Below are 26,059 nucleotides of genomic sequence, written 5' to 3' on the forward strand. Positions count from 1 at the left end.
ATCACACCTCCAATGCGGTTTTCAGCCGCGGATCAAGCAACGGGTAGAGCAGGTCGACCAGCAGGTTGACGACCACAAAGGCGGTGGCGGAAATCAGCACGATGGCCTGCAACACGCTGGCGTCCTGCGTGTTGACCGCTTCCTGTGTTAACTGCCCCAGCCCGCTGCGGCCAAATACGGTTTCAGTGATGAGTGCACCAGCGATTAATTCGCCCAGTAGCAGACCTGCCAGCGTCAGCGCAGGCAGCACGGCGTTGCGCGCCACATGACGCCATAACACACTCTGACGGCTCAGGCCTTTGGCGCGCGCCACCGCCACAAACGGTTGTGCCAGTACCTGATCGATGCTGCGCATCAATACTTGAGCAATCGGGGCGGCAATCGGTACGGAGAGTGTCAGGACTGGCAAAACCAGTCCTTCCCATTCGCCGGGGTTGATCACCGAAATCCAGCCCAGCCGGAAGGAAAACACCTGAATCAATACGATGCCGAGCCAAAACGTGGGGATGGATATCAGCAGCGACGGTACAGACTGAAAGAGCTGGCGCAGCCAGGCGAATGGCGCCAGCGCCGAGAGAAACGCCAGCGTGATCGCCAGCAGCAACGCCACGCTGAACCCCAGCACCGCCAGTAGCAAGGTGGGGGGCAGGTTGGTTGCCAGTAACTCGCTGACGGGCAACCCGGCCTGCAGTGACAGCCCAAAGTCGCCGTGCAGCAGGCGTGACAGTGACGCTGCATACTGGGTCAGCAACGGCACGTCGGCACCGTAGGCCAGCCGCAATTGTGCGATTTGGCTGGCGCTGAGCCCCAGCTCCGGGTTCATGAATTTGATCAGCACCGCATCACCCGGCAGTGCCTGTAGCAGCATGAAAGACAAGGTAAATGCTGCCCACAGCACCAGCAGTGCATGTCCGAGGCGTGTCGCCAGATACGCTATGCGCATATTTTGCCCTCCGTCGCCGATGCCCGGTTACTTATCCAGCCAGGTGTTGTAGAAACTGGGGCGGCCCACCGCCTCAAAGCCTATGCCTTTCGTGCTGGCGCGACCGGCGAACACCTGCGGCTCTTCAAAAATCGGAATCACGTATGCCTTATCGATCAGGTAGTTCTGTACTTCGCCGACCAGTTCCAGCCGTTTGCTGCGATCCGTCGCGGAGGCGATGCCGTCCAACAGGGTATTAAGGTGGCTGTCTTCAAAGGTTTGTACCTTGTCGCTGGCTCCGCCCTTTTGCAGCAGCACATTGCGCAAGGTGGGGTAATACTGGCTTTTCAGCACATCCGGGTCCGCTCGGCCCACCATGCCCGGCGATACGCCGGTTTTCAGTGGGTCAAGACTGTCAACGGTTTTGGTGCTCGCATCACCTGCCAGTACGTTCAGTTTCACGCCCACTTTGGCCCACTGCTGCGCCACCAGTTGCAACATCTCTTTGTTCTGCGGCTGCGGCGGTGATTCGTAGGCGGTTAACACCAGCGATTGGCCGTCTTTCTGTCGGATGCCCTGCGCACCGATTTTCCAACCCGCGTCGTCCAGCAGACGGGCGGCGGCGGCTGGGTCGAACGTCAGCTTATCGGACAGGTTGATGTAACCAGCGGCGGTTTTCGCCAGTACCGAGGTGGCTTGTGGGTAGTTATTGGAATACAGCGTCTGGATGATTTCTTTCGGGTTAGTGGCGTCGCTCAGTGCCTGACGCACGCGGATATCCGCCACCAGCGGATTATCCGGGCGGAAGTTGATACTGTTATTCACCCCGCGGGTCGGGGCGGCGTAGATCCGGATACCCTCACTCTGCACTCGTTGTTCGTCATAGGCCTGAATTTGACGGATAAAATCCGCCTGACCGGAGACCAGCGCGCCAATGCGCACACTGTCTTCCGGCGTCACCAGATAGGTGATGCCATCCAGATAAGGGCGGCCCTGATGTGCGAAACTTACCGGTGCCCAGTGGTAATCCTTACGTGCCACCAGTTTCAGTTCGCGCCCCGGTTTTTCACTGCTGACCACAAACGGGCCGGAGCCGATGATGTGGGTGGCATCGCCCAACTGGTTAAAATTGCGGGCCAGTGTACTCAGCGACACCAGGCCAGAGCCGATAGCAGAGGTGCCTTGCAGGAAGCCGGGCGACGGTTTTTTGAAGTAGAACTTCACCGTCAGCGGGTCGATAACTTCGCTGCGCTGATAGTTGTTGATGACTTCGGAAATCGGCTGGTTGAGTTCTTTGTTACCCAGCCCGTAGGTGTCGAAATTTTTAGCGACGGCGTTGGCATCCAGCGGTGTGCCGTCAGAGAAGGTGACGCCGGGGCGTAACTTGAATGTGTATTCGGTGCTGTCGGCGTTGATGGTCCAGGATGCTGCGATCCAGGGTTCGATGTCCAACGTTTCCGGGTTCTGATACGTCAGCTTATCGGTAATTTGGTTGAGGATACCGCCATTAGGATAAAAACCGCCTGCGGGCGGATACAAATTGGTGTGTGGTTGTTGTTCCAGATAAATCAATGTCCCGCCGGTTTTTGGCGAGACATCAGCAGCCATGGCTTGTGCGCCATTTCCCAGTAGTACGACTGAAACAAGCAGACCCATTCCCCGCTTCTGTTGAGCGTTCAAGAAACCAGACATGGTTTTTTCCTTTTAGTTATCAGAGTGATGCCAGCCGCTGTGCAGGTAATCTCAGGGCTGAAAAAAGGCTGTCATACGAAAGGGATACTTCCACAGGCATGGCAAAACCACAAAGTACAAAACCGGCAATGAATATCTGCTTTTGGGGTAAGTCAAGGCGGGCAGGCGAAGGGCGAACGCGACGCTTTTTTATTTCATAAAATCTGAATGATATCTACAAATAAACCCGTTTTTAACGAGCTGATAACAGGTCTATTATCACTTTTATCGAAGGCGATAACGCCTCCAGTAAAGAACACTAACCGAATATAATGTGAAGGATATCAACCATGAACGCTATCAAAAATATTGCTGTAGTTATCGCACTGGCTACCGTTTCTTTCGGCTCTTTCGCGGCGACTGAAGTACAGCAGTCTGCCAGCCAGTCTGTCGGCTCTGTCAGCGCCACAGCGAATACGCTGGACGGCCTGCAGGCTACGCTGTCTGAAAAAGCGGATGCCGCCGGTGCCAAATCATTTCGCATCATCTCCGCGACCGGCAACGACAACCAACTGCGTGGCGTAGCAGAAATCTATAACTGATTCATCAGGTTCTGTAGCGTACAGGCCGCCTTCGGGCGGCTTGTTGCGTCTGTAATAATAGTGGCTGACTCACTGCCTCCCCCCACAATATACGGGGTGCGGCAGTGAACTGGCCGATTCGTCAACCGTCTGACGATGCTCGCGGAATCAGGCGCCGCCTTCTTGTCGCGCCCGCTCCACCTCTTCGGCCAGAATGGCGACGCCCTGCTCGATTTTATCCGGCTCCGGCACATAGTTCATGCGCAGGCACTGGTGAACGTGCGGCCATTTCTGTTCCAGACCGGGGAAGAAGTAATGACCGGGCACCATCAGTACGCCGCGTTGTTTCAGCCGCTGATACAGCACCTCGGTGGTGATAGGCAGGTCTTTGAACCACAGCCACAGGAAAATCGCGCCTTCCGGTTTGTGGATCAGGCACACTTCCGGCGACAGATAACGACGAATGATGGCGATGGTCTGCTCCACCCGCTGGCGGTAGAACGGCCTGACCACATCGTTGGACAGCCGCAGCAGGTCACCGCGCTGAATCATCTCGTGCGCCAGCACCGGGCCGATGGAGCCGGGTGCCAGACTGACGATGCCGTTCATGTTGCCGAGTGCTTCGATCACCTGCTCAGAACCGATCACGATACCGCAGCGGGAACCGGGCAAGCCCAGCTTGGACAGGCTCATACACAGAATAATGTTCGGATTCCACAGCGGTGTGGCATCGCTAAAGATGATGCCGGGGAACGGCACGCCATAAGCATTGTCGATCACCAGCGGAATCTGGTGTTCGTGGGCCAGCGCATCCAGATGCAGCAGTTCTTCGTCAGTCAGCACGTTGCCGGTGGGGTTGGTGGGCCGCGAGACGCAAATCATGCCGATATCATCGGTGATGTGCAGTTGCTCGAAATCAACGTGGTATTTGAATTGCCCTTCCGCTAACAGCTCTATCTGGGGGCGAACAGAGACAAACATGTCCTCATCCAGCCCGGAATCGGCGTAGCCGATGTATTCCGGTGCCAGCGGGAACAGCACCCGGCGGCGCTGACCGTCGTCGGTACGCCCGGCAAACAAATTAAACAGGTAGAAAAACGCACTCTGGCTGCCGTTGGTCAGTGCAATATTCTGTGGTCCAATCTCCCAGCCGAACTGTTCGCGCAGCAGGCCGGAGAGGGAATGCAGCAGTACATCTTTACCTTGTGGGCCATCATAGTTGCACAACGCATCGGTCAATTTTCCTTGCTCCAGCAGGTCACGGCACAACTGCTGAAAGTAGTCATCCATGGCCGGGATATGGGCCGGATTGCCGCCGCCCAGCATGATGGCGCCGGGGGTGCGCAGCCCGTCATTCAGGTCGTCCATCAGTTGGGTAATGCCAGCATGGCGGGTAAATTTGTTGCCAAAACGGGAAAAGTTCATAATTTGTCAATAAAAAGTGAAGCACAGGTAAACTACCACCATAGCGTGCGTATTGGTCTGGTGCAATCGCAATGGACCCCCCCCCCCTTCACATTTTTATTCTTATTATTTTTATTATCACGAGATAATTAACTGAAAAATGCAGGCCATTCGGTTTCAGCACTACCGGTTCATCTCCCCCCTTCCCCCAAAAAGCTGAACGCACTTCAGCTTTTATTCGTCATAAATCACATTTTTTATGCAAACTTATTAGTAATGATTAATAAATTCGTGATGAATAATACAAATTTAGCGCAAAAAAAGCGCAGTTGGTTATCTGGTGATTACAGTCACATTCTCCCGTCAGCAGGATTTGTAGTCTTTCAGGCTCCACAGGCTTAATCAATTCAGCTTAAAAGGACGTATGGAATGAAAAATGTTCTGGCAATAAGTATCGCTCTGGCGCTGGTTTCCTGGCAGGCATCGGCACAAACCTTTGTGCTGACAGACGCTGAAACCAGCACCGAAAAAGGAAACTGGCAAATTAACAGCGACATGCTGAAGATCAAGGATCAGCACTTCAGCATCGAGCAAAAAGTGCTGCACGGCGGACGTCAGGAAGGCAGCAAAACCCTCACCATCACCAGCCCGAACGGGTTGCAAATCACCCTGAGTCCAACCCGCGGTATGGATTTGCTGCATGTGACCGGTAAAAACATCCGGCTGGGCTGGGATTCCCCGGTGGATGAAGTGGTCAACCCGAACACCATTACACTGGAAAGCCGTAACGGGCTGGGTTGGCTGGAGGGTTTCAATGAGATGATGGTGCGCTGCGGCTATGAGTGGACCGGGCATCCGGTCACCAGCGACGGCATGATCTATACCCTGCATGGTCGTGCCGGCAATACGCCGGCGTCAAAAGTGGTTGTGGATGTCAGCGACAAAGCGCCTTACACCATCACGGTGCGCGGCTTGCTCAAGGAAAACAGCTTTAAGAAATCCAACCTCGAAACCTGGACTGAACTGCGCTACGTACCGGGGAGCGAGTCGTTTACCATTCATGACGTGCTGACCAATAAGTCAGATTACGTGCGTGATTACCAGATTATCTACCACAGCAATTTCGGTACCCCGATTCTGGAAGAAGGGGCACGTTTCCTGGCACCGGTGAAAGAGATTTCACCGTTTAATGACTACGCCAGGGCCGGTCTGAAAAGCTGGCAGACCTATAAAGGCCCGACTAAAGGCTTCGACGAGATGGTGTTTAACATGACGCCATACGCAGATAAAGAAGGCAAGACGCTGGCCGCGCTGGTCAATCGTGCGGGTGATAAAGGGGTGTCCATCGCCTTTGATACCCATCAGTTGCCGCTGCTGACGCTGTGGAAAAACACCGACACTCAGAAACAGGGCTACGTCACGGGCATCGAGCCTGGCACCAGCTACGCCTATCCGGTCACCATTGAACGCCAGCAAGGGCGGGTGAAGAAGCTACAACCTGGCCAGAGCACCACCTTCGAGCTGACCTACAGCCTGTTGAGCAGCCCGGCGGCAGTACAACAAACCGAGCAGAAAGTGAAAGCGATTCAGGGTGATCGCACCACCACGCTGACCGAAAAACCGATTGCGGTGGAGTAATCGCTCTTCGCGTGAGAATCCTCCTTCCTGACTTCGGGAAGGAGGATTCTCAATTTGCGTGCTGAACTACTTCAGCACGTCCGGATTGACGCAGTTCTCTTTAACGTCACCACTGAGCGCGGCTATCAGGTTATCTACTGCGCAGGCCGCCATGTTGTAGCGGGTTTCATGAGTGGCGGAACCGATGTGCGGCAGTGCGACCACATTCGGCAGCGTCAACAGCGGCGAGTCCATCGACAGCGGTTCTTTCTCAAACACATCCAGACCGGCGGCGTGCAGAGTGCCATTGGTCAATGCCTCGATTAGCGCCTGCTCATCCACCACCGGGCCGCGACCGATATTGATCAGAATCGCGCTGGATTTCATTTTCGCCAGTTGCGCCTTGCCGATCAGATGGTGGGTTTCCGGCGTCAATGGCAGGGTAATGCACAGAAAATCCGACTCCGCCAGCAGGGTGTCGAGATCACAATAGCGGGCATTGAAACGCGTTTCTGCCGCGTCATGACGACGACGGGCGTTATAGAGCACCGGCATCCCGAAACCGAAGTGCGCCCGCTGCGCCACCGCCAGACCGATACGCCCCATACCCAAAATGCCGATGGTTTTGTGGTGAACATCAATACCGTACCAATCTTCACCGATGTTGTGCGTCCACTCGCCGGCCTTCACTCGCTCGGCGGATTCCTGCGCCCGACGAGCGGTCATCAGCATCAGCGTCAGCACGGTATCCGCCACCGTTTCGGTCAATACCGTCGGGGTATGCATCAGCACCGCTTTCTTCTCATTCAGCGTCGCAAGGTCAATATTGTCGTAACCGACCGAAACCGTAGATACCGCGCGCAATTTCGGCAGGTGAGACAGATACTCCCGGCTAACGGTATGCCCGGCCCCAATCAACCCTTCTGCACGCGCCAGTATCGGATGGTCGATGGGGGGCAAGCCATCAAAAACCGAAACGGTAGCGTATTGCTCCAGTTTTTGGCGTAAATCGTCAGGGATCTTTTTGTACAGGATGACTTCAGGTTTCATCAGTTCACTCCGGCTGATTGAGGCTATTGTCTGATTAAAACGACGCCTGAGGAATGGGTTGTCTGAGGCATGATGATCGACATGGCAAGAGACTGCAAGTCAGGTCGTAGTCGGGTGGCGCGTCTTCTGATGTACCAGAAGACGCGCTCCCGCTAAAAACCCCGGTATTGGCTGAAATCAGCAGTGTTACAAATAAAGATGAAACAAGTGGCAGCCAGCTACGCCAGCGGCGTAAATTGGTATGTTATAAAGTATCACCAATTAACGATAATGCAACTGTACCAGACACATTTCCCGGTTATCAAAACCTGATGTAACTCAGGGGATTACTGAGGCCAGTAACGCCTGATCCTGCCAGTGCATGATGAGTAAGCGTGACTGGGTTTCATGCTGGTCATTCTCCTGCACCACCACAAACCCCTGCTTGCGGTAAAACGCGCAGGCGCGCGAGTTCTGCTGGTACACCTCCAGCGTGAGCGCCGGAAAACGGTGCTGAATATGCTGCATCAACGCCGCGCCTACACCCTGACCGTACAGGCTATGATGGACAAACAGCGCCCCGACAAGACGCTGATCCATCACACTGATAAAGCCGCCGATGCCCTGCTCGCTCTCATAAACCCAGGTTTGCGAATGGGGAATGTAATGTCCGCGCACCAGCTCTTCGCTTTCCTGCCAATAGCGCGGTGAGATAAACGGATGCGCCAGCGTGGTGCTTTCCCGCCATAACCGCACCAACGGCTCCAGGTCTTGCGGCTGGTAGGGTCGGATCACAACGCCTCCGAAGCATGACAGAAACAATCGGTGGTATGGTCGTTCACCAGTCCGGCGGCCTGCATAAAGGCGTAACAAATGGTGGAGCCGATAAAGGTAAACCCACGTTTTTTCAGCGCTTTTGACATCGCATCCGATACCGCCGTCTTTGCGGGGACGTCGGCCAGCGACGCCGGGCGGTTGATCACCGGCTGATGGTTGACGAAAGACCAGATAAACGCGGCAAAATCATCCCCTTGCTGTTGCATCGCCAGCCAGGCGCGGGCATTGCGAATAATCGCCTCAATTTTGCCACGATGGCGGATGATGCCGGGGTCCAGCACCAGACGATCCACATCGTCGTCGGCCATGGCCGTCACCCGATGCGGATCAAATCCGTGGAAACAATGGCGGTAGTGCTCGCGTTTTTTGAGCACGGTTATCCACGACAGTCCGGCCTGCTGCCCTTCCAGGCAAAGCAACTCAAACAGCGCACGGCTATCGGTGCAGGGTTTCCCCCATTCGTTGTCATGATAATCCTGATACAACCTGTCCTGCGTGACCCAGCCACAGCGTGTCATCCTCTTCCTCCTCCCCCAGTTGTGATCCCACGGCATTGTTGGTATTGATGATGGCCAGTTTCAGCACATCACCCGCATCGTGTGGCGATCATCAACCTACGCACGATGCGATGCAACCCTGCGCAGACAGGGACCACAACGGCTACCGCTGAAATCAAATGACCAAGAGTATAAGCGACAGGGGACAATAAATGGGGATTGAGTGGATGCTGGCCTATCTGGCGTTGGGCGCCGTGGTGGGGTTTATGGCCGGATTACTGGGGATTGGCGGCGGCGGCATCATGGTGCCTGTGCTAACGGCGCTGTTTGCCGCACAAGGTGTAGAAACGGCGCATTTGGTACATCTGGCGCTGGGTACCTCAATGGCGGCGATTGTGATTACCGCCATCTCCAGCCTGCGTACCCACCATCAACATCAGGCGGTGTTGTGGCCGGTGGTGTGGCGCATCACGCCGGCGATTCTGGTCGGAACCTTTGCCGCTACCTGGCTGGCGGCGCTGTTGCCCACTCGTGCGCTGGCGATTTTCTTTTCCTGTTTTATGGCATATGTCTCGTTGCAGATGGTGCTGAACATTAAGCCCAAACCTCACCGTCAGTTGCCAGGCTTACCGGGTATGTCGCTGGCCGGGTTGACCATCGGCGGTATTTCCGCGCTGGTGGCGATTGGCGGCGGCTCACTCACCGTGCCGTTTCTGAGCTGGTGCAACGTGCGCATCCAGCAGGCTATCGGCACCTCGGCGGCGGTTGGGCTGCCGATCGCCCTCTCCGGCGCACTGGGTTACATGATAAACGGCTGGTCCGCTACCGGCCTGCCTGCGTTCAGCGTCGGTTACGTTTCGCTGCCGGCAGTGGCGCTGATCTCGGCAGTCAGCTTTTTCACCGCGCCGGTAGGCGCGCGTCTGGCGCACCGCTTGCCGGTCGCTACGCTGAAAAAGGCGTTTGCCGGGTTATTGTTGCTGTTAAGCCTGAAAATGCTGCAAACCGTGTTCACGGGGTGATCGCCAGTTCCCCCGCCAAACCTATCTTCGGCTCAAGTTAAAGTAATGCGGCTCAAGTTGTTGCCGCATTCTGGCTGTATATCTTGCATTCAGAGGGTATACTGGCGCCTTCATTGTAAAAACCACTTGTATCGCGTGCGAATCCAACATGCAAAAGTTTGATACCAAGACCTTTCAGGGCCTGATCCTGACATTACAGGATTACTGGTCGCGTCAGGGCTGTACCATTGTCCAACCGCTGGACATGGAAGTCGGTGCCGGCACCTCTCACCCCATGACCTGCCTGCGCGCACTCGGCCCGGAACCGATTGCCGCCGCCTATGTGCAGCCGTCACGCCGCCCAACCGACGGACGCTACGGTGAGAACCCGAACCGCCTGCAACACTACTACCAGTTTCAGGTGATCATTAAGCCGTCGCCAGACAACATTCAGGAACTGTACCTCGGTTCGCTGAAAGAGCTGGGAATGGACCCGACCATTCACGATATTCGTTTCGTGGAAGATAACTGGGAAAACCCGACGCTGGGTGCCTGGGGACTGGGCTGGGAAGTGTGGCTGAACGGGATGGAAGTCACTCAGTTCACCTATTTCCAGCAGGTGGGTGGTTTGGAATGCAAACCGGTAACCGGCGAGATTACTTACGGTCTGGAACGTCTGGCGATGTACATTCAGGGCGTGGACAGCGTCTATGATCTGGTGTGGAGCGATGGCCCACTGGGCAAAACCACCTACGGCGACGTGTTCCATCAAAACGAAGTGGAACAATCGACTTATAACTTCGAATACGCCGACGTGGATTTCCTGTTTACCTGCTTCGAGCAGTATGAAAAAGAAGCCCAACAGTTGCTGGCACTGGAAAAACCGCTGCCGCTGCCTGCTTACGAGCGCATTCTGAAAGCTGCCCACAGCTTCAACCTGCTGGATGCGCGCAAAGCCATTTCCGTGACCGAACGTCAGCGCTACATCCTGCGAATTCGTACCCTGACCAAAGCGGTGGCGGAAGCCTACTATGCCTCTCGTGAGGCGCTGGGCTTCCCGATGTGCAATCGTAAACAGAGCTGAGAGGCAGCGATGACAGACAAAACATTTTTGGTGGAAATCGGCACCGAAGAGCTGCCGCCAAAGGCTTTGCGTACGCTGGCGGAATCGTTTGCCGCCAATTTTACTGCTGAACTGGATGCTGCCGGGCTGGGTTATCAGTCGGTCAACTGGTTTGCCGCTCCGCGCCGTCTGGCGTTGAAAGTGGCCGGTTTAAGCGCCTCCCAGCCGGACAGGGAGGTAGAAAAACGTGGACCAGCCATCGCGCAGGCGTTTGATGCCGAAGGCAAACCCACTAAAGCCGCAGAAGGCTGGGCACGCGGTTGCGGCATCACCGTCGAGCAGGCCGAGCGCCTGACCACCGACAAAGGCGAATGGCTGCTGTTCCGTGCGCAGGTAAAAGGCGAAGCGGCACAAACGCTGCTGCCGGGCATGGTCAGCACCGCGCTTTCGAAATTGCCGATTCCGAAACTGATGCGCTGGGGCGATAACGACACCCAGTTTGTGCGCCCAGTACACACCGTGACCCTGCTGCTGGGTGATGAACTGATCCCCGGTACCGTGCTGGGCATTGATTCTGCGCGTACCATCCGTGGTCACCGCTTTATGGGCGAGCCGGAATTCACCATTGATAACGCCGACCAGTACCCGCAGATTCTGCAGGAACGTGGCAAGGTCATCGCCGATTACGACGCGCGTAAAGCCAAAATCAAGGCCGATGCCGAAGCAGCGGCACGCAAGATTGGCGGCAATGCCGACCTGAGCGACAGCCTGCTGGAAGAAGTCACCTCGCTGGTGGAATGGCCGGTGGTGCTGACGGCGAAATTTGAAGAGAAGTTCCTGGCAGTGCCGGCGGAAGCGCTGGTGTACACCATGAAGGGCGACCAGAAATACTTCCCGGTTTACGACAACAGCGGCAAGCTGCTGCCGAATTTCATCTTTGTCGCCAACATTGAATCGAAAGACCCGCAGCAGATTATCGCCGGTAACGAGAAAGTGGTGCGCCCACGTCTGGCCGACGCCGAGTTCTTCTTCAATACCGACCGTAAAAAACGCCTTGAAGATCACCTGCCGCGTCTTGAAACCGTGCTGTTCCAGCAGCAGTTGGGCACACTGCGCGACAAGACTGATCGTATCGCGGCACTAACCGGCTGGGTGGCAGAGCAGATTGGCGCGGATATCAATCACGCCAAACGCGCGGGCCTGCTGTCCAAATGCGACCTGATGACCAATATGGTGTTTGAATTCACCGATACTCAGGGTGTGATGGGGATGCACTACGCCCGTCACGACGGCGAAGCAGAAGATGTGGCGGTAGCACTGAACGAGCAGTACCAGCCGCGTTTTGCCGGCGATGCACTGCCGTCATCACTGGTCGCTTGCGCACTGGCGATTGCCGACAAGATGGATACGCTGGCGGGGATTTTCGGCATCGGCCAGCATCCAAAAGGCGATAAAGACCCGTTCGCACTGCGCCGTGCTGCGCTGGGCGTGCTGCGCATCATCGTGGAAAAACGCCTGCCGCTGGACTTGCAAACGCTGACGGAAGAAGCGGCACGCCTGTACGGCGACAAGCTGACTAACGCCAACGTGGTAGACGATGTGATCGAGTTCATGCTGGGCCGCTTCCGCGCCTGGTATCAGGAAGAAGGTCACAGTGTCGACACCATTCAGGCGGTGCTGGCACGCCGCCCGACTCGCCCGGCGGATTTCGACGCCCGTGTGAAAGCGGTGAGTCATTTCCGCACACTGGAGCAAGCCGAAGCGCTGGCCGCCGCCAACAAGCGCGTGTCCAACATTCTGGCGAAATCCACCGAAACACTGAACGACAGCGTGCAGGCGGCGTTGCTGAAAGAGAAGGAAGAAATTCAGCTGGCGACGTATGTTACCGCGCTGACCAGCAAGCTGGCACCGTGGTTTGCCGAGGGGCGTTATCAGGAAGCACTGGCGGAACTGGCACAGTTACGTGAGTCAGTCGATAACTTCTTCGATAAAGTAATGGTAAACGCCGACGATCCGCAGGTGCGCATCAATCGCCTGACGCTGCTCAACGAACTGCGCAACCTGTTCCTGAAAGTCGCGGATATTTCAGTGTTGCAGTAAGTGTGCGGATAGTTTTATTCACACGCCAAAGCCTCCTTTAACGGAGGCTTTTTGTCATTAAGCGCTATTGACCACTGTTATCAATCAGGGCAAGGCCCCCTTCCCCTGATGACTACCGCGACGTAGTTACATCGCGGTTTCGGGGTTATCGCATGGTCACAAACTCTTCTGCCGCCGTCGGGTGAATCGCCACCGTATTATCGAAGTCTTTTTTGGTCGCACCCATTTTTACTGCCACCGCAAAACCCTGCAGGATTTCATCCATGCCGAAGCCGATGCCGTGCACGCCAACGATTTTCTCTTCTGGTCCCACGCACACCAGCTTCATACGACACGGCTGGCGGTGCTGCGTGACTGCGGTGTACATGGCGGTAAAGGCAGATTTGTAAACCTTGACCTGATCGTCGCCGTACTGCTGGCGCGCCTGCGGCTCGGTCAACCCAATGGTGCCGATAGGCGGGTGGCTGAACACCACCGTTGGGATATTGGTGTAATCCAGATGCTCGTCCGGCTTGTTGTTGAACAGCCGCTCAGACAAACGACGCCCTGCTGCCACCGCAACCGGCGTTAACTCAACGGCACCGGTGTTATCGCCCACCGCATAGATGCCAGGCACGCTGGTGTTTTGAAACTTATCCACCACGATGTAGCCTTTTTCGTTGCGCGCCACACCCGCCACGTCAAGATTGATCTTATCGTTTGCCGGTTCCCGCCCTATCGCCCAAATCAGGCAATCCACGGTTTGTTCGTGCCCACTTTCCAGTTGCAGCGTCAGGCTACCGTCGGCGTTTTTCACCACCGCTTTGGGGATAGATTCGGTATGCAGCGCCGGGCCTTCGGTATTCATCACTTCAACCAGCGTATCTACAATCAGCGGGTCGAACTGGCGCAGCGGCGCATGTTTACGCACAAACAGGTGAACATCGGCACCGAGCGCGTTCAGCACACCGGCGATTTCCACCGCGATATAACCGGCCCCTACAACGGCAACCCGCTGCGGCAACGCCGTCAACGCAAAGAAACCATCGGAATCAATACCGTGCTCCGCACCGGGGATGTTCGGGCGCGTTGGCCGGCCACCGGTGGCAATCAGGATATGGTCGGCGGTGATGCGCTCGCCGTTCACCTCCACCGTTTTCGCATCCACGAAACGGGCAAAGCCCTGAATCACCTCGACCTGATTTTTCCCCAGCACGTTATTGTAGGACTGATGAATACGGTCAATGTAGGCGCTACGGTTTTTCAGCAACGTATCCCAGTTAAACTGATTAACGGTGACATCAAAACCATAATCCGGCCCGTAGTGGTGAATGGCTTCAGCAATCTGGGCGGCGTGCCACATGACCTTCTTCGGTACGCACCCGACATTGACGCAGGTACCTCCCAGGTACCTGGCTTCAATCAGCGCACATTTCTTTCCATACATGGCTGCACGGTTGACGGAAGCAATGCCGCCGCTGCCGCCACCAATGGCGAGATAGTCATAATGTCTGGTCATCAGGGCTCCACGCTTGCTTTCAATAAATGCTCGATACAAGTAAACAGACCACTCCTGCCACCACACCCGATGCTGGCGCGGATAGCGGAGTACGAATCAACGAGTCATGCTAGCGAAAAGTGTAATGCCAGCGAGCAGGATTCGGCAAAGACAGAAAGCGGGATTGTATGAAGAAATGCGCGGCGATTCGCAACGGTTTTGAAAATTGATGCGATAGGCAAATCCAGCTACAACCGGTTTAAGGGGATAGGCTCTTATTTGACAGGTATTCCTGATGGGAATTATCAATCAGCAACGCCTGTACCTAGCTGAGTTTACCGTTGTGATGGTATAGCGATGGAAAACAGGCGAACCTACAAGTTTTTCCTTTGGGTAACAAAAAATGGTATTGGCATTCCAGATTCGTCTCCCCCTTTTTTTGCCGCGAGCGGCGCTCAATCGATAAGTGACGGCTAATCACAACAGGTCGAACCCGATCCGACTGTCACAAAAATGTCATATTAGTTGCATTTTACTGTCATCAAATTGACCTATTTTTTCCACCAGCAAACTACACTCTGATTAAACAATAGCTCCGGGTCTACACGTTTAAGTATCCCACAGGAGGGATTATGAAACTCATGCGTACCACTATTGCCAGTATTGTTGCAGCAAGTTTTTCTCTGACGGCGGTTTCTGCTTTTGCCGCAGCAAATATTACAGGCGCTGGTGGCACTTTCCCCGCTCCTGCTTATGCAAAGTGGGCTGACTCTTACGAAAAAGAAACCGGTAACAAGGTCAACTATCAGGGTATCGGTTCTTCCGGTGGCGTGAAACAAATCCTGGCTAAAACCGTTGATTTCGGTGCGTCGGATGCCCCGCTGGAAGATGCCAAACTGGCTCAGGAAGGGTTGATTCAGTTCCCGACTGTTATCGGCGGTGTGGTACTGGCGGTGAATCTGCCGGGCGTGAAATCCGGTGAGTTGACGCTGGACGGTAAAACCCTGGGTGACATCTATCTGGGTAAAATCAAAAAATGGAATGATGCTGCCATCGCCAAACTGAACCCAGGCGTGAAATTGCCGGATCAGGACATCGCTGTCGTACGTCGTGCCGATGGTTCTGGTACGTCTTACGTATTCACCAGCTATCTGGCGAAAGTAAACAGCGAGTGGAAAGAGAAGATTGGCGCAGGCAACACCGTAAACTGGCCGACCGGTCTGGGTGGTAAAGGCAACGACGGCATCGCGGCTTTCGTACAACGTCTGCCAGGCTCTATCGGTTACGTTGAATATGCTTACGCTAAGCAGAATAACCTGACCTACACCAAACTGATTTCCGCTGATGGCAAAGCGGTTACCCCGACAGAAGTCTCTTTCAGCAACGCCGCCAAGGGTGCTGACTGGAGCAAATCGTTTGCTCAGGACCTGACCAACCAGAAAGGCGACGACGCGTGGCCGATTACCACCACCACCTTCATCCTGATGTACAAAAAGCAGGATAAACCGGAGCAGGGCAAAGAAGTGTTGAAATTCTTTGACTGGGCTTACAACAAGGGCGGTGCACAGGCTAAAGCGCTGGATTACGCAACGCTGCCGAATGAAGTGGTTGCCCAGATTCGCGCTGCCTGGAAAACCCAGGTTAAAGACAGCAGCGATAAGGCACTGTACTGATTGCGGTTAGTCAGGAAAGGCTGAATGAGTTACTGGAGGTGGATAAACCGGAAACGGGGTATCCACCTCTGATACTGATTAGAGCCGTCCTCATTATCGAAAAGACGCAGTTATCTGAAAGAAGAGAGACGTATGGCTGAACACAAGCCAACTAATACACCTGTGGAAAGAAATATTACACCACCAGGAAAACAGGGTGACATTCTCTTCGGGGCGCTGGTCAGACTAGCGGCCCTGTTGACGTTACTGCTGCTGGGCGGAATTATCGTTTCCCTGATTTTTGCTTCCTGGCCAAGCATTAAGACGTTTGGTTTTTCCTTTCTGTGGACCAAAGAATGGGATGTGCCCGCAAAGCAATTCGGGGCGCTGGTACCGATTTACGGCACCCTCGTCACCTCGCTGATCGCACTGATTATTGCCATCCCCATCAGCTTTGGTATCGCATTGTTCCTGACGGAACTGGCACCAGGCTGGCTGAAACGTCCGCTTGGCGTAGCGATTGAACTGCTGGCCGCCATCCCCAGTATCGTCTACGGCATGTGGGGGTTGTTCGTATTCGCTCCGCTGTTTGCCACCTATTTCCAGCAGCCGGTAGGCAATGTGCTTTCCAGTATTCCCCTGCTCGGCACGCTATTTTCCGGGCCGGCGTTCGGCATCGGCATTCTGGCTGCCGGGGTGATTCTGGCTATCATGATAATCCCCTACATTGCGGCGGTAATGCGTGATGTCTTCGAGCAGACGCCGGTCATGATGAAAGAATCGGCTTACGGCATCGGTTGTACCACCTGGGAAGTTATCTGGCATATCGTGCTGCCGTTTACTAAAAATGGCGTCATCGGCGGGATTATGCTGGGCTTGGGCCGGGCGTTGGGCGAAACCATGGCAGTAACCTTCATCATCGGCAACACCTATCAACTCGACAGTTTCTCACTCTATATGCCGGGCAACAGCATCACCTCTGCGCTGGCCAACGAATTTGCCGAAGCTGACTCCGGACTGCATACCGCGGCATTGATGGAGCTGGGCCTGATCCTGTTTGTGATTACCTTTATCGTGCTGGCTTGTTCCAAGCTGATGATCATGCGTCTGGCAAAAAATGAAGGAGCACGCTGATGGCAAGCATTAGCATTGAAAACCGTTCCGACATGCAGGAAACCCGCCGCAAGATGCAAGCCTGGCGCAGACAGAAAAACCGCATCGCGTTATTTCTGTCGATGCTGACCATGGCGTTTGGCCTGTTCTGGCTGGTGTGGATTCTGATGTCCACCGTGACTAAAGGTTTAGACGGCATGTCGATGTCGCTGTTTACCGAAATGACGCCGCCGCCCAATACGGCGGGGGGGGGTCTGGCTAACGCGATTGTCGGCAGCGGCTTGCTGATTCTGTGGGCGACGCTGTTTGGCACGCCGCTGGGGATTCTGGCGGGCGTTTATCTGGCGGAATATGGCCGTAAATCGCTGATCGCTGAAGTGATCCGCTTTATTAACGACATTCTGTTGTCGGCGCCATCGATTGTGGTGGGGTTGTTCGTCTACACGCTGGTGGTGGCGAAAATGGAGCACTTTTCCGGCTGGGCGGGAGTGATTGCGCTGGCGCTGTTGCAGGTGCCTATCGTGATTCGCACCACCGAGAACATGCTGAAACTGGTGCCGGATAGCCTGCGCGAAGCGGCTTATGCGCTGGGGACGCCGAAATGGAAGATGATCTCAGCCATTACCCTGAAGGCTTCAGTATCCGGCATCATCACCGGGGTGCTGCTGGCGGTGGCGCGTATCGCTGGGGAAACCGCGCCATTGCTGTTTACCTCGCTGTCGAATCAGTTCTGGAGCACGGACATGATGCATCCCATTGCCAACCTGCCGGTTACCATTTTTAAGTTCGCCATGAGTCCGTTCAAGGAATGGCAAGGTCTGGCATGGGCTGGGGTACTGCTGATCACGCTGTGCGTGCTGTTGCTAAACATTCTGGCACGCGTGCTGTTTGCCAAAAATAAACATTAAACATCGCCACATTAAATGAATATCCGAACGTCGTGCACACGGTGTTCGCCAGAAGAGAGAAGTCTTGATGAGTATGGTCACAGAGACATCCACCAGCAAAATTCAGGTGCGCAATCTGAACTTCTATTACGGAAAATTTCATGCGCTGAAAAACATCACGTTGGATATTGCCAAAAATCAGGTAACGGCATTTATCGGGCCGTCCGGATGCGGCAAGTCCACCTTGCTGCGTACCCTGAATAAAATGTATCAGCTTTATCCAGAGCAACGCGCCGAAGGCGATATCCTGCTCGATGGCAACAACATCCTGACCGATAACCAGGATATCGCGCTGCTGCGCGCCAAAGTGGGCATGGTGTTCCAGAAGCCAACCCCGTTCCCGATGTCTATCTACGACAATATCGCCTTTGGGGTGAAGTTGTTCGAAAAACTGTCGCGTGCAGAAATGGACGAGCGCGTACAGTGGGCGCTGACTAAGGCGGCATTATGGCAGGAAACCAAAGATAAACTGCACCAAAGCGGTTACAGCTTGTCCGGCGGCCAACAGCAACGTCTGTGTATTGCACGCGGCATCGCCATTCGTCCGGATGTGTTGCTGCTGGATGAACCTTGTTCGGCGCTGGACCCGATTTCCACCGGTCGCATTGAAGAGCTGATTTCTGAACTAAAGAAAGACTATACCGTGGTGATCGTGACGCATAACATGCAACAGGCGGCGCGTTGTTCCGACCATACGGCGTTTATGTATCTCGGCGAGCTGATCGAGTTCAGCGATACCGACACCCTGTTTACCGCGCCACGGCAGAAACAGACCGAAGATTACATCACCGGTCGTTACGGTTGATTACGGGAGTATCATGGAAAATCTTAATCTAAACAAACATATTTCCGGTCAGTTTAATGCCGAGCTGGAAAGTATCCGTACCCAAGTGATGACCATGGGCGGGCTGGTGGAACAGCAACTGACTGACGCCATCACTGCCATGCATAATCAGGACGCGGAACTGGCGCAGCGTGTGATCGAAGGCGACGCCAAAGTCAACATGATGGAAGTGAGCATTGACGAGGCGTGCGTGCGCATCATTGCCAAGCGCCAGCCTACCGCCAGTGACCTGCGTCTGGTCATGGCGATCATCAAGACCATTTCCGAGCTGGAGCGTATTGGTGATGTGGCGGACAAAATCTGCCGCACCGCGCTGGAGAAATTCTCCCATCAGCATCAGCCGCTGCTGGTGAGCCTGGAATCACTGGGTAATCACACCATACAGATGCTGCATGATGTGCTGGATGCGTTTGCGCGTATGGACCTGGATGAAGCCAAACGTATCTACATGGAAGACAAGAAGGTGGATAAAGAGTACGAAGGCATTGTGCGTCAGTTAATGACTCACATGATGGAAGACTCCCGCACCATTCCCAGCGTACTGACCGCACTGTTCTGCGCTCGTTCCATCGAGCGTATTGGCGACCGTTGCCAGAACATCTGCGAGTTCATTTTCTACTTCGTCAAAGGCCAGGACTTCCGTCATCTGGGCGGCGACGCGCTGGAAAAAATGCTGGCGCAAAAAGACGACGCCAAACCGGAATAAGGTTGGTCCGTTGCCGCCCCCCTCAACGCCCCGTTTTCGGGGCGTTGTCATTGGTAACGCGGTGTCGCCGTTGCTGTCACCGGAATGGCCACTGACCGGATATAACATAAGTTCATATTATGGGTGTTTATGTTATTTCCGGCGCGCCGTAGCTGCTGCTAGCCTGCATTCATTGAATTAACAAGTGGTTACTCACTCATCATTCTTTATGAACAGCAGCTACAGGCGAATAAAAAGATGAAAAAATCTCTTTTGGCATTTTCTCTTCTGGCAGGATTGGTTTCTCTGGCGGGTAACGCGCAGGCTGACAAGCTGGATGACATCCAGAAAGCCGGCGTAGTGAAAGTCGCGGTATTCGACAGCAATCCGCCGTTTGGTTATGTCGATCCGCAAAGCAAAAAACTGGTGGGCTACGATGTCGATGTCGCGCAAGCCATCGGCAACGCGCTGGGCGTCAAGGTGGAGCTGCGTGCTACCAACCCGGCTAACCGTATTCCATTGCTGACGTCGAAAAAAGTAGACCTGATCGCCGCCAACTTCACCATCACCGATGAGCGTGCTAAACAAGTCAATTTCAGTGTGCCCTATTTTGCTACCGGGCAAAAATTCATCGCCCACAAAGGCGTGTTGAAAACGCCGGATGATCTTAAAAACCTGCGCATTGGCGCTGATAAAGGCACCGTTCAGGAAATCACCCTGCGTGAACATTACCCGACTGCGAAAGTGATTTCCTACGACGATACCCCGCTGGCGTTCGCCGCGTTGCGTAACGGCAACGTGCAGGCTATCACGCAGGATGATGCCAAACTGGTCGGGCTGTTGGGCAACCTGGCGGCGGAGCAGAAAGCCGATTTTGAAATTTCTCCGTTTAGCATCACCAAAGAGTATCAAGGTATCGGCCTTCCGAAAGGGGAAGATCGCCTGACGCAGAAAGTAAACGATATCCTGCTGAATCTGGAAAAACAGGGGGATGCCGTGAAGATTTATAACCGTTGGTTCGGGCCGCAAACGCCGTCCGCCCAGCCGCGTGATGACTTCAGGATTGCGCCGCTGGAACAACAGCCCAAGGCTTAAAACCCGTGGCGACAGTATTCGCTGTCCGATGATGATATCCCTGATTTCTTACCTGATGATGATTCGCCTCTGGCCGTATCCCGGAGGCGGCTTTCTTGCTGATGATGACTGCTCAATCTTTCCAACAATGGCTGACCGACTGGCTGCTGGCACCTCAGTATCTGCAATGGCTGTGGCAGGGGTTTCAGGTCACACTGGGTATTGCTACTGCTACCGTGGTGCTGGCAACACTGACAGGACTCATACTGGCCGCTGGTCGAGACAGCCGTACGCGGTGGTTACGCTGGCCGGTGATCGCGTATTGCGTGTTGTTTCGTAATACCCCGCTGCTGGTGCAATTGTTTTTCTGGTATTTCGGCGCGGCACAATTGCTGCCAGATGGGGTGATGCAGTGGCTTAATCGCTCGCATGACATACCGTTTATCGGGCTGAGTGTGCCGTCGTTTGAGTTCCTGACCGGATTATTTGGCCTGACGCTGTATTCCGCTGCGTTTATCGCTGAAGAGGTTCGTGCGGGTATCGCTGGTGTGGCGCGTGGCCAGAAGTATGCTGCCTTTGCGTTGGGACTAACCGGCTGGCAGGCGATGCGCTATGTGGTACTGCCGCAGGCGTTGCGTATCGCGCTGCCGCCGTTACTGGGTCAGTATATGAACGTTGTCAAAAACTCATCGCTGGCGATGGCCATCGGCGTGGCGGAGCTGTCTTACGCCTCCCGGCAGGTGGAAACGGAAACGCTGCGCACCTTTCAGGCGTTTGGCGTTGCAACGGTGCTTTACATCGCGGTGATTGCCCTGCTGGAAGCGTGGGGGCAGTGGCGCCAGCATCGGCAGCCAGTCAGGGGGCATTGAGATGGATTTTTCAATCATTCTCGACAATTTTAGCTACCTGATGTGGGGCACCTATCCTGATGGCCCGTTGGGGGGCGCAGCGTTGACGTTGGCGCTCAGCCTGATGGCCGGGCTTATCTCGGCAATATTGGGAACATTGCTGGGGGTCGCGCTGGCGATGTTGCGCGGCTGGGCTGGCGGATTACTGACCGTGGTGCTGGGCTTTTTCCGGGCAATTCCGGTGATCATGCTGATTTTCTGGACTTACTTTCTTCTGCCTATGGTGTTTGGCGTCGATATTCCCGAAATCACGACGGTGGTGTGCGCGCTGGCGCTGATCGCGTCGGCTTATCTGGCGCATGGCGTAAAAGCGGGCATCATGGCGATAGGTCTGGGTCAGTGGCAGGCGGGGATGTCACTCGGATTAGGGCGCTGGCAAACACTGTGGTACATCGTACTGCCGCAGGCACTGCGCATGATGGTGCCATCGTTCATCAATCAGTGGATTTCCCTGATTAAAGACACATCGCTGGCTTACATTGTCGGTGTGGGCGAGCTGACGTTTCTGGCAACGCAGGTTAATAACCGCAGCATGGTCTATCCGACAGAAGTGTTTCTGTTCATCGCGTTGATCTATTTTATTTTTTGTCTGTCGCTGGATTTGCTGGCGCAGGGTGTCAGTCGGCGTTTTCACGCTGGGCCGCAACCCACCCGTCGTTGGCTATTGGGGCGACGACGGGCGACATGCGTACCAGAATCCCCGTTGCGAGAAGTCGCCTGATTGATTAGGCGGCGGTCGTCAACGTCCAACCGCGGGCCTGCCACAACACCGGTAGCTGCGCCATGTCATGGAACATCGTCACCAATGGGTGGTGGATTGGGGCATTATGTTCGTCGGCGCAGTAGTAGAACACCGGAATGCCGGCAGCAATCCCGGCCTGCGTGCCAGAGACGGAATCTTCCACCAGAATGCAGTTTTCCAGCATGACGCCCATCTGCTGAGCGGCATAATGCAGCAACGCCGGGTCCGGTTTCCATTTGCCGATATCGTAGCCGCTATACAGGTGCTCGCCAAAGAACGGCAGCAAACCGGTCAACCCCAATGAATGCTGCATTTTGCTGACCGGACCGTTAGACACCACAGCTTTAGGCATCTGCAACGCAACCAACACCTCTTTTACGCCAGGAATCGGCTGTAGCGACAGCTCGAAAAGCCGCGCCACTTCCTGACGAAAATGGCGCTCCATCTGCTCCATAGACACCGTCAGGCCAAAACGCTCGCTGATGCGCTCGATAATGTCGTAAAGCTTCATGCCTTTAAAGCTTTTGATCACCTCATTGAGCGGCAACTGCACACCGTAAGGCACAAAAATATTGACGTAAGCCTGGCAGCAGATGACTTCGCTATCAACCAGCGTGCCGTCACAGTCGAAAAATATGCATTCAATCCGGAACATAGACGTTCTCTTGTCAGGGGACGAAATCCCCACTTTACCTGACTGACAGCAGAAAGCGATATTTGCAGAAACGAGGGGCCGACTGCTCACGCTCTCTGTAGTAAACAAACGTTTTCCCATCAGGAAGTGAGACGAAAACGCAGCGAACAGGCAGGAGATATAGAAAATTGTTATCGCTGGAAAAAAAAGCGCGCTGACGCGTTAACTACTGCGCATTTTGGTATAGGATACCGGGCGATTATTTTTCCTTTCTTCTTCTTTGGGTCATTTATCATGGATAAATCTCAGTCTGGTTCCGCTGCTGAGCAGGGGCTGCTGGATCGTGTGTTTAAACTGAAGCAGCACGGCACCACCGCTCGTACCGAAACCATTGCCGGGTTCACCACCTTCCTGACGATGGTGTATATCGTTTTCGTTAACCCGCAAATTCTGGGCGCAGCCGGAATGGACACCAAAGCGGTGTTTGTCACCACCTGTCTGATTGCCGCTTTTGGTAGTATTTTCATGGGGCTGTTGGCTAACCTGCCGGTGGCGCTGGCACCTGCGATGGGCCTGAACGCCTTTTTCGCTTTTGTGGTGGTGGGTACCATGGGCCTGCCGTGGCAGGTAGCAATGGGCGCTATTTTCTGGGGTTCGGTAGGATTCCTGCTGTTGACGGTATTCCAGGTTCGTTACTGGATGATCGCCAATATCCCGCTCAGTTTACGCTTAGGCATTGCCAGCGGTATTGGTCTGTTTATTGCCATGATCGGCCTGAAAAATGCCGGTATTATCGTACCGAATCCAGAAACGCTGGTATCAGTCGGCAAGCTGACCTCGCATAGTGTACTGCTGGGCGCGCTGGGCTTTTTCATCATCGTGGTGCTGGCATCGCGTAACATTCATGCGGCGGTACTGATCTCCATCGCGGTAACCACCTTGCTGGGTACGTTGCTGGGAGATGTAAAATTCTCTGGCGTATTCGCTATGCCGCCGAGCGTCAGTAATGTCGTAGGTCAGGTGGATCTGGCCGGGTCGCTGAATCTGGGCCTGTCCGGGGTAATATTCTCCTTCATGCTGGTAAACCTGTTTGACTCTTCCGGCACCCTGATTGGTGTGACCGACAAAGCCGGTCTGGTCGATGCTCAGGGTAAATTTCCACAGATGAAACAGGCACTGTATGTGGATAGCATCAGCTCGGTGGCGGGTTCATTCATCGGTACTTCATCCGTGACGGCCTACATCGAAAGTTCCTCTGGTGTTTCCATCGGTGGTCGTACCGGCCTGACGGCAGTAGTCGTAGGGCTTCTGTTCCTGCTGGTGATGTTTCTGTCGCCGCTGGCAGGGATGGTGCCGGCCTATGCAGCCGCGGGTGCGTTGATTTATGTTGGTGTGCTGATGACGGCCAGCCTGGCGCGCGTTAACTGGGATGACCTGACTGAATCCGTGCCGGCGTTCGTCACTGCCGTGATGATGCCGTTCACCTTCTCGATTACCGAAGGTATCGCACTGGGCTTCATTTCCTACGCGGTAATGAAAGCAGCGACGGGTCGCTGGCGCGACATCAGCCCGTGCGTAATCGTGGTGGCAGTGCTGTTCCTGTTAAAAATCGTGTTTGTGGACGCTCACTAATCACCAACGAGCCGGGGCTACCCGGCTCGTTATCACTGGCTTCCTGTTTTCTTTCCGCTTTTCTATCGCTACATCGCATATTGCGAAGAAGCCTGTTCCGTCGGGTGGCTGCTGAGTTTGATATAGCGCCTCGATTGACGCTGCTGTTGGACGATTTCGCCAGATTTTCGCATACCGTAGGCCGAGGTGTAATTCCACATCACCAGTCGGTCGAGGCGAGGGGTATGGGCGCACGCCCAGGCCAGGTAATCATCAATATCGCTGATTACCGCCACATCCGGAATATGCCGTGACCGCAAACGGCCTGAAGCCGGATGCAGTTTTAGGGATTCCGGGCCGCCAACATTAAAACCCGGAATTTTCAGTACCGACTGACGAATGGTACACAACTGGGTAGCCGCTTCCAGCGGGTCGAGCTGGGCGTCTATCCAGGCTTTTTCCGCATGGGTCTGCGTTTGTAAATGCGCCGGCATTTCACGATTCCAGACACGGATAATTTCCACATCCATCCCCACTTTACCCTCTTCACTAAGCAGGATTGCGATAGTATTTCCTGCGTAGCCAAGGCTGAAATCGGGCAGATGCGGATCAACAAAGCAGGGCCTGCCGTTTGGCGAAACCATGAGTGGCGGAAGTACCGGATAACCAAAAAAATAAAACATCATTTCTGCCAGCAGCGCACGGCTCTTCAGATAACGCTCACGGCGCTTTACAGAAAAACTGTGTGTAGATGTAATCAGGTCATCCGATAACCGCTGCAGATCGGGTAACGCTTCCGTGCTTGCCCACCTGACGAAATGACAGGTCATATTCACTCCATGATACCAACGAAAAAAACTTAATAATTTTTAGCAGAATAGCTGTTCTGTGAAGTTTATTTCCGACGCAAATGGTCAGATAAATATCCGCACCAAAGAGAAACTGGCGGATGAATCGTCGATAATTATCACTGTTCGAGCAGAATACGTCAAAAAGCACTTTTTATTAAAACTGATTTAATTTTATTTGAAACAAAATCTAGCTGATATCACATCATATTAGTAGCGATGGTGTATAGCTTGCCCGCGAACGCATCCCGGCATCACGGGCAAAAAGGCATTAGCGTAAACAGATATCCGCCTGATTCCATGCGGAACGTTGCTGCTTTTCCTGAACCTGCTCGGTCAGTGCCTGCGGCGTAACCAGTGTTAACGCCGATGTCGGACACACGCGTACACAAGATGGACTATCCGCAACGCCGATGCAAAGGTCGCATTTATGGACTTCACTGCCTGATAGCGATGGGGCAGACGTCTCATCACCGAATGCGTGCGTCACCACATTGATGGCACCGAACGGACAAGCGATTACGCAACTTTTACAGCCAATACACCGTGACGCTATCACCTGAATACTGTTTTGATGTTGCACCAGCGCATCATGCGGACAGGCCCTGGCGCAGGGTGCATTTTCGCACTGATGGCACAGCACGGGTGTACTCACGTTAGCATTTTTAATTACTTTTAGGCGCGGAAAAAAATGCGATTTATGCAGTTTTTGTTGGTTGCCGCCCACATGAGCAACAGCACAGGCGATCTCGCAGGTGCGACAACCAATGCATTTGGCGGCGTCTGCAATAACAAACTGATTCAT

General features: G+C 54.4%; 24 protein-coding genes. 14 read left to right on the forward strand and 10 right to left on the reverse strand.

Features of this window, described 5'->3' with window-relative positions:
• Nucleotide 1: 1 nt before the first annotated feature.
• Both Dpoa569_RS19205 and Dpoa569_RS19210 read right to left on the reverse strand, forming a co-directional pair.
• The gene (locus Dpoa569_RS19205; protein ID WP_146411673.1) at nt 2-943 is read right to left on the reverse strand and encodes an ABC transporter permease; all 942 of its coding nucleotides are present in this window, start codon (nt 941-943) and stop codon (nt 2-4) included.
• Between the two features lie 27 nt (nt 944-970).
• A complete protein-coding gene (locus tag Dpoa569_RS19210) occupies nt 971-2,530 on the reverse strand; it encodes a TIGR04028 family ABC transporter substrate-binding protein (RefSeq protein WP_227983224.1) in 1,560 nt (519 codons plus the stop codon).
• A 413-nt stretch (nt 2,531-2,943) separates the two neighbouring features.
• Between Dpoa569_RS19210 and bhsA the strand changes: the two genes are divergently transcribed.
• Nucleotides 2,944-3,195, forward strand: a complete 252-nt coding sequence (bhsA, locus tag Dpoa569_RS19215; RefSeq protein ID WP_042873625.1) for a multiple stress resistance protein BhsA — start codon at nt 2,944-2,946, stop codon at nt 3,193-3,195.
• A 147-nt stretch (nt 3,196-3,342) separates the two neighbouring features.
• Here bhsA and Dpoa569_RS19220 read toward each other — a convergent pair whose 3' ends face one another.
• Nucleotides 3,343-4,599, reverse strand: a complete 1,257-nt coding sequence (locus Dpoa569_RS19220) for a valine--pyruvate transaminase (protein WP_042873626.1) — start codon at nt 4,597-4,599, stop codon at nt 3,343-3,345.
• Between the two features lie 408 nt (nt 4,600-5,007).
• On the opposite strand from Dpoa569_RS19220, the gene Dpoa569_RS19225 reads away from it, so the two are divergent.
• On the forward strand, nt 5,008-6,216 hold the full coding sequence (locus Dpoa569_RS19225; protein WP_042873628.1) for an aldose 1-epimerase family protein: 1,209 nt from the start codon (nt 5,008-5,010) through the stop codon (nt 6,214-6,216).
• Between the two features lie 66 nt (nt 6,217-6,282).
• On the opposite strand, the gene ghrB is transcribed toward Dpoa569_RS19225, so the two are convergent.
• From ghrB to Dpoa569_RS19240, 3 genes are all read right to left on the reverse strand, one after another.
• Nucleotides 6,283-7,245 (reverse strand): glyoxylate/hydroxypyruvate reductase GhrB, encoded by a 963-nt coding sequence (ghrB, locus tag Dpoa569_RS19230; RefSeq protein ID WP_042873630.1) that lies wholly within the window; start codon nt 7,243-7,245, stop codon nt 6,283-6,285.
• Between the two features lie 318 nt (nt 7,246-7,563).
• Nucleotides 7,564-8,019, reverse strand: coding sequence for an N-acetyltransferase (locus tag Dpoa569_RS19235; protein ID WP_042873632.1), 456 nt, complete (start codon nt 8,017-8,019; stop codon nt 7,564-7,566).
• On the reverse strand, nt 8,016-8,579 hold the full coding sequence (locus Dpoa569_RS19240; RefSeq protein ID WP_042873634.1) for a DNA-3-methyladenine glycosylase I: 564 nt from the start codon (nt 8,577-8,579) through the stop codon (nt 8,016-8,018). The genes Dpoa569_RS19235 and Dpoa569_RS19240 overlap by 4 nt, the downstream gene beginning before the upstream one ends.
• A 191-nt stretch (nt 8,580-8,770) precedes the next feature.
• Here Dpoa569_RS19240 and Dpoa569_RS19245 point away from each other — a divergent pair, with 191 nt between their 5' ends.
• From Dpoa569_RS19245 to glyS, 3 genes are all read left to right on the forward strand, one after another.
• Nucleotides 8,771-9,577 carry a sulfite exporter TauE/SafE family protein gene (locus Dpoa569_RS19245; protein WP_042873636.1) on the forward strand — a complete coding sequence of 269 codons (807 nt, stop codon included), beginning with the start codon at nt 8,771-8,773 and terminating at the stop codon, nt 9,575-9,577.
• A gap of 148 nt (nt 9,578-9,725) precedes the next feature.
• Complete coding sequence (gene glyQ / locus Dpoa569_RS19250; protein ID WP_012882795.1) at nt 9,726-10,640, forward strand: glycine--tRNA ligase subunit alpha; 915 nt, start codon at nt 9,726-9,728, stop codon at nt 10,638-10,640.
• A 9-nt stretch (nt 10,641-10,649) separates the two neighbouring features.
• Complete coding sequence (gene glyS, locus Dpoa569_RS19255) at nt 10,650-12,719, forward strand: glycine--tRNA ligase subunit beta (RefSeq protein WP_042873638.1); 2,070 nt, start codon at nt 10,650-10,652, stop codon at nt 12,717-12,719.
• 145 nt (nt 12,720-12,864) lie between these two features.
• On the opposite strand, the gene gorA is transcribed toward glyS, so the two are convergent.
• On the reverse strand, nt 12,865-14,217 hold the full coding sequence (gene gorA / locus Dpoa569_RS19260) for a glutathione-disulfide reductase (RefSeq protein ID WP_042873639.1): 1,353 nt from the start codon (nt 14,215-14,217) through the stop codon (nt 12,865-12,867).
• Between the two features lie 611 nt (nt 14,218-14,828).
• On the opposite strand from gorA, the gene pstS reads away from it, so the two are divergent.
• The 8 genes from pstS (at nt 14,829) to Dpoa569_RS19300 (ending at nt 22,140) form a co-directional block, all read left to right on the forward strand.
• Entirely contained in the window at nt 14,829-15,869 is a 1,041-nt protein-coding gene (pstS, locus tag Dpoa569_RS19265) for a phosphate ABC transporter substrate-binding protein PstS (protein WP_146411679.1), read from the forward strand.
• A 132-nt stretch (nt 15,870-16,001) separates the two neighbouring features.
• Nucleotides 16,002-16,982, forward strand: a complete 981-nt coding sequence (gene pstC, locus Dpoa569_RS19270; RefSeq protein ID WP_146411682.1) for a phosphate ABC transporter permease PstC — start codon at nt 16,002-16,004, stop codon at nt 16,980-16,982.
• Nucleotides 16,982-17,869: a phosphate ABC transporter permease PstA gene (gene pstA / locus Dpoa569_RS19275; RefSeq protein ID WP_042873642.1), complete on the forward strand. Its 888-nt coding sequence runs from the start codon at nt 16,982-16,984 to the stop codon at nt 17,867-17,869. Before pstC ends, pstA begins: the two co-directional genes overlap by 1 nt.
• A gap of 67 nt (nt 17,870-17,936) precedes the next feature.
• A complete protein-coding gene (pstB, locus tag Dpoa569_RS19280) occupies nt 17,937-18,713 on the forward strand; it encodes a phosphate ABC transporter ATP-binding protein PstB (RefSeq protein ID WP_042873643.1) in 777 nt (258 codons plus the stop codon).
• A 13-nt stretch (nt 18,714-18,726) separates the two neighbouring features.
• Nucleotides 18,727-19,458, forward strand: coding sequence for a phosphate signaling complex protein PhoU (gene phoU / locus Dpoa569_RS19285; RefSeq protein WP_042873645.1), 732 nt, complete (start codon nt 18,727-18,729; stop codon nt 19,456-19,458).
• Nucleotides 19,459-19,695: 237 nt separating this feature from the next.
• Nucleotides 19,696-20,532 (forward strand): ABC transporter substrate-binding protein, encoded by an 837-nt coding sequence (locus Dpoa569_RS19290; protein ID WP_146411685.1) that lies wholly within the window; start codon nt 19,696-19,698, stop codon nt 20,530-20,532.
• Between the two features lie 101 nt (nt 20,533-20,633).
• A complete protein-coding gene (locus tag Dpoa569_RS19295) occupies nt 20,634-21,380 on the forward strand; it encodes an amino acid ABC transporter permease (RefSeq protein WP_050569522.1) in 747 nt (248 codons plus the stop codon).
• A gap of 1 nt (nt 21,381) precedes the next feature.
• The gene (locus Dpoa569_RS19300; RefSeq protein ID WP_042873648.1) at nt 21,382-22,140 is read left to right on the forward strand and encodes an amino acid ABC transporter permease; all 759 of its coding nucleotides are present in this window, start codon (nt 21,382-21,384) and stop codon (nt 22,138-22,140) included.
• Nucleotides 22,141-22,144: 4 nt separating this feature from the next.
• Here the strand turns inward: Dpoa569_RS19300 and yieH are convergent, their stop codons facing one another.
• Nucleotides 22,145-22,816, reverse strand: coding sequence for a 6-phosphogluconate phosphatase (gene yieH, locus Dpoa569_RS19305; RefSeq protein ID WP_042873651.1), 672 nt, complete (start codon nt 22,814-22,816; stop codon nt 22,145-22,147).
• A gap of 273 nt (nt 22,817-23,089) precedes the next feature.
• Here yieH and Dpoa569_RS19310 point away from each other — a divergent pair, with 273 nt between their 5' ends.
• A complete protein-coding gene (locus Dpoa569_RS19310; protein WP_042874133.1) occupies nt 23,090-24,427 on the forward strand; it encodes an NCS2 family permease in 1,338 nt (445 codons plus the stop codon).
• Nucleotides 24,428-24,495: 68 nt separating this feature from the next.
• Here Dpoa569_RS19310 and Dpoa569_RS19315 read toward each other — a convergent pair whose 3' ends face one another.
• Both Dpoa569_RS19315 and Dpoa569_RS19320 read right to left on the reverse strand, forming a co-directional pair.
• The gene (locus Dpoa569_RS19315) at nt 24,496-25,236 is read right to left on the reverse strand and encodes a 4'-phosphopantetheinyl transferase family protein (protein ID WP_146411688.1); all 741 of its coding nucleotides are present in this window, start codon (nt 25,234-25,236) and stop codon (nt 24,496-24,498) included.
• A 289-nt stretch (nt 25,237-25,525) separates the two neighbouring features.
• Nucleotides 25,526-26,059, reverse strand: coding sequence for a 4Fe-4S dicluster domain-containing protein (locus tag Dpoa569_RS19320; protein WP_042873656.1), 534 nt, complete (start codon nt 26,057-26,059; stop codon nt 25,526-25,528).

It is taken from the genome of Dickeya poaceiphila, from assembly GCF_007858975.2.
In the GTDB taxonomy this organism is placed as follows: domain Bacteria; phylum Pseudomonadota; class Gammaproteobacteria; order Enterobacterales; family Enterobacteriaceae; genus Dickeya; species Dickeya poaceiphila.

What these genes read in the sequence shown, in the direction of transcription:
- Dpoa569_RS19205 (WP_146411673.1), bottom strand. Translation starts at nt 943, where the DNA reads ATGCGCATAGCGTATCTGGCGACACGCCTCGGACATGCACTGCTGGTG.
- Dpoa569_RS19210 (WP_227983224.1), bottom strand. Translation starts at nt 2,530, where the DNA reads ATGGCTGCTGATGTCTCGCCAAAAACCGGCGGGACATTGATTTATCTG.
- bhsA (WP_042873625.1), top strand. Translation starts at nt 2,944, where the DNA reads ATGAACGCTATCAAAAATATTGCTGTAGTTATCGCACTGGCTACCGTT.
- Dpoa569_RS19220 (WP_042873626.1), bottom strand. Translation starts at nt 4,599, where the DNA reads ATGAACTTTTCCCGTTTTGGCAACAAATTTACCCGCCATGCTGGCATT.
- Dpoa569_RS19225 (WP_042873628.1), top strand. Translation starts at nt 5,008, where the DNA reads ATGAAAAATGTTCTGGCAATAAGTATCGCTCTGGCGCTGGTTTCCTGG.
- ghrB (WP_042873630.1), bottom strand. Translation starts at nt 7,245, where the DNA reads ATGAAACCTGAAGTCATCCTGTACAAAAAGATCCCTGACGATTTACGC.
- Dpoa569_RS19240 (WP_042873634.1), bottom strand. Translation starts at nt 8,579, where the DNA reads ATGACACGCTGTGGCTGGGTCACGCAGGACAGGTTGTATCAGGATTAT.
- Dpoa569_RS19245 (WP_042873636.1), top strand. Translation starts at nt 8,771, where the DNA reads ATGGGGATTGAGTGGATGCTGGCCTATCTGGCGTTGGGCGCCGTGGTG.
- glyQ (WP_012882795.1), top strand. Translation starts at nt 9,726, where the DNA reads ATGCAAAAGTTTGATACCAAGACCTTTCAGGGCCTGATCCTGACATTA.
- glyS (WP_042873638.1), top strand. Translation starts at nt 10,650, where the DNA reads ATGACAGACAAAACATTTTTGGTGGAAATCGGCACCGAAGAGCTGCCG.
- gorA (WP_042873639.1), bottom strand. Translation starts at nt 14,217, where the DNA reads ATGACCAGACATTATGACTATCTCGCCATTGGTGGCGGCAGCGGCGGC.
- pstS (WP_146411679.1), top strand. Translation starts at nt 14,829, where the DNA reads ATGAAACTCATGCGTACCACTATTGCCAGTATTGTTGCAGCAAGTTTT.
- pstC (WP_146411682.1), top strand. Translation starts at nt 16,002, where the DNA reads ATGGCTGAACACAAGCCAACTAATACACCTGTGGAAAGAAATATTACA.
- pstA (WP_042873642.1), top strand. Translation starts at nt 16,982, where the DNA reads ATGGCAAGCATTAGCATTGAAAACCGTTCCGACATGCAGGAAACCCGC.
- pstB (WP_042873643.1), top strand. Translation starts at nt 17,937, where the DNA reads ATGAGTATGGTCACAGAGACATCCACCAGCAAAATTCAGGTGCGCAAT.
- phoU (WP_042873645.1), top strand. Translation starts at nt 18,727, where the DNA reads ATGGAAAATCTTAATCTAAACAAACATATTTCCGGTCAGTTTAATGCC.
- Dpoa569_RS19290 (WP_146411685.1), top strand. Translation starts at nt 19,696, where the DNA reads ATGAAAAAATCTCTTTTGGCATTTTCTCTTCTGGCAGGATTGGTTTCT.
- Dpoa569_RS19295 (WP_050569522.1), top strand. Translation starts at nt 20,634, where the DNA reads ATGATGACTGCTCAATCTTTCCAACAATGGCTGACCGACTGGCTGCTG.
- Dpoa569_RS19300 (WP_042873648.1), top strand. Translation starts at nt 21,382, where the DNA reads ATGGATTTTTCAATCATTCTCGACAATTTTAGCTACCTGATGTGGGGC.
- yieH (WP_042873651.1), bottom strand. Translation starts at nt 22,816, where the DNA reads ATGTTCCGGATTGAATGCATATTTTTCGACTGTGACGGCACGCTGGTT.
- Dpoa569_RS19310 (WP_042874133.1), top strand. Translation starts at nt 23,090, where the DNA reads ATGGATAAATCTCAGTCTGGTTCCGCTGCTGAGCAGGGGCTGCTGGAT.
- Dpoa569_RS19315 (WP_146411688.1), bottom strand. Translation starts at nt 25,236, where the DNA reads ATGACCTGTCATTTCGTCAGGTGGGCAAGCACGGAAGCGTTACCCGAT.
- Dpoa569_RS19320 (WP_042873656.1), bottom strand. Translation starts at nt 26,059, where the DNA reads ATGAATCAGTTTGTTATTGCAGACGCCGCCAAATGCATTGGTTGTCGC.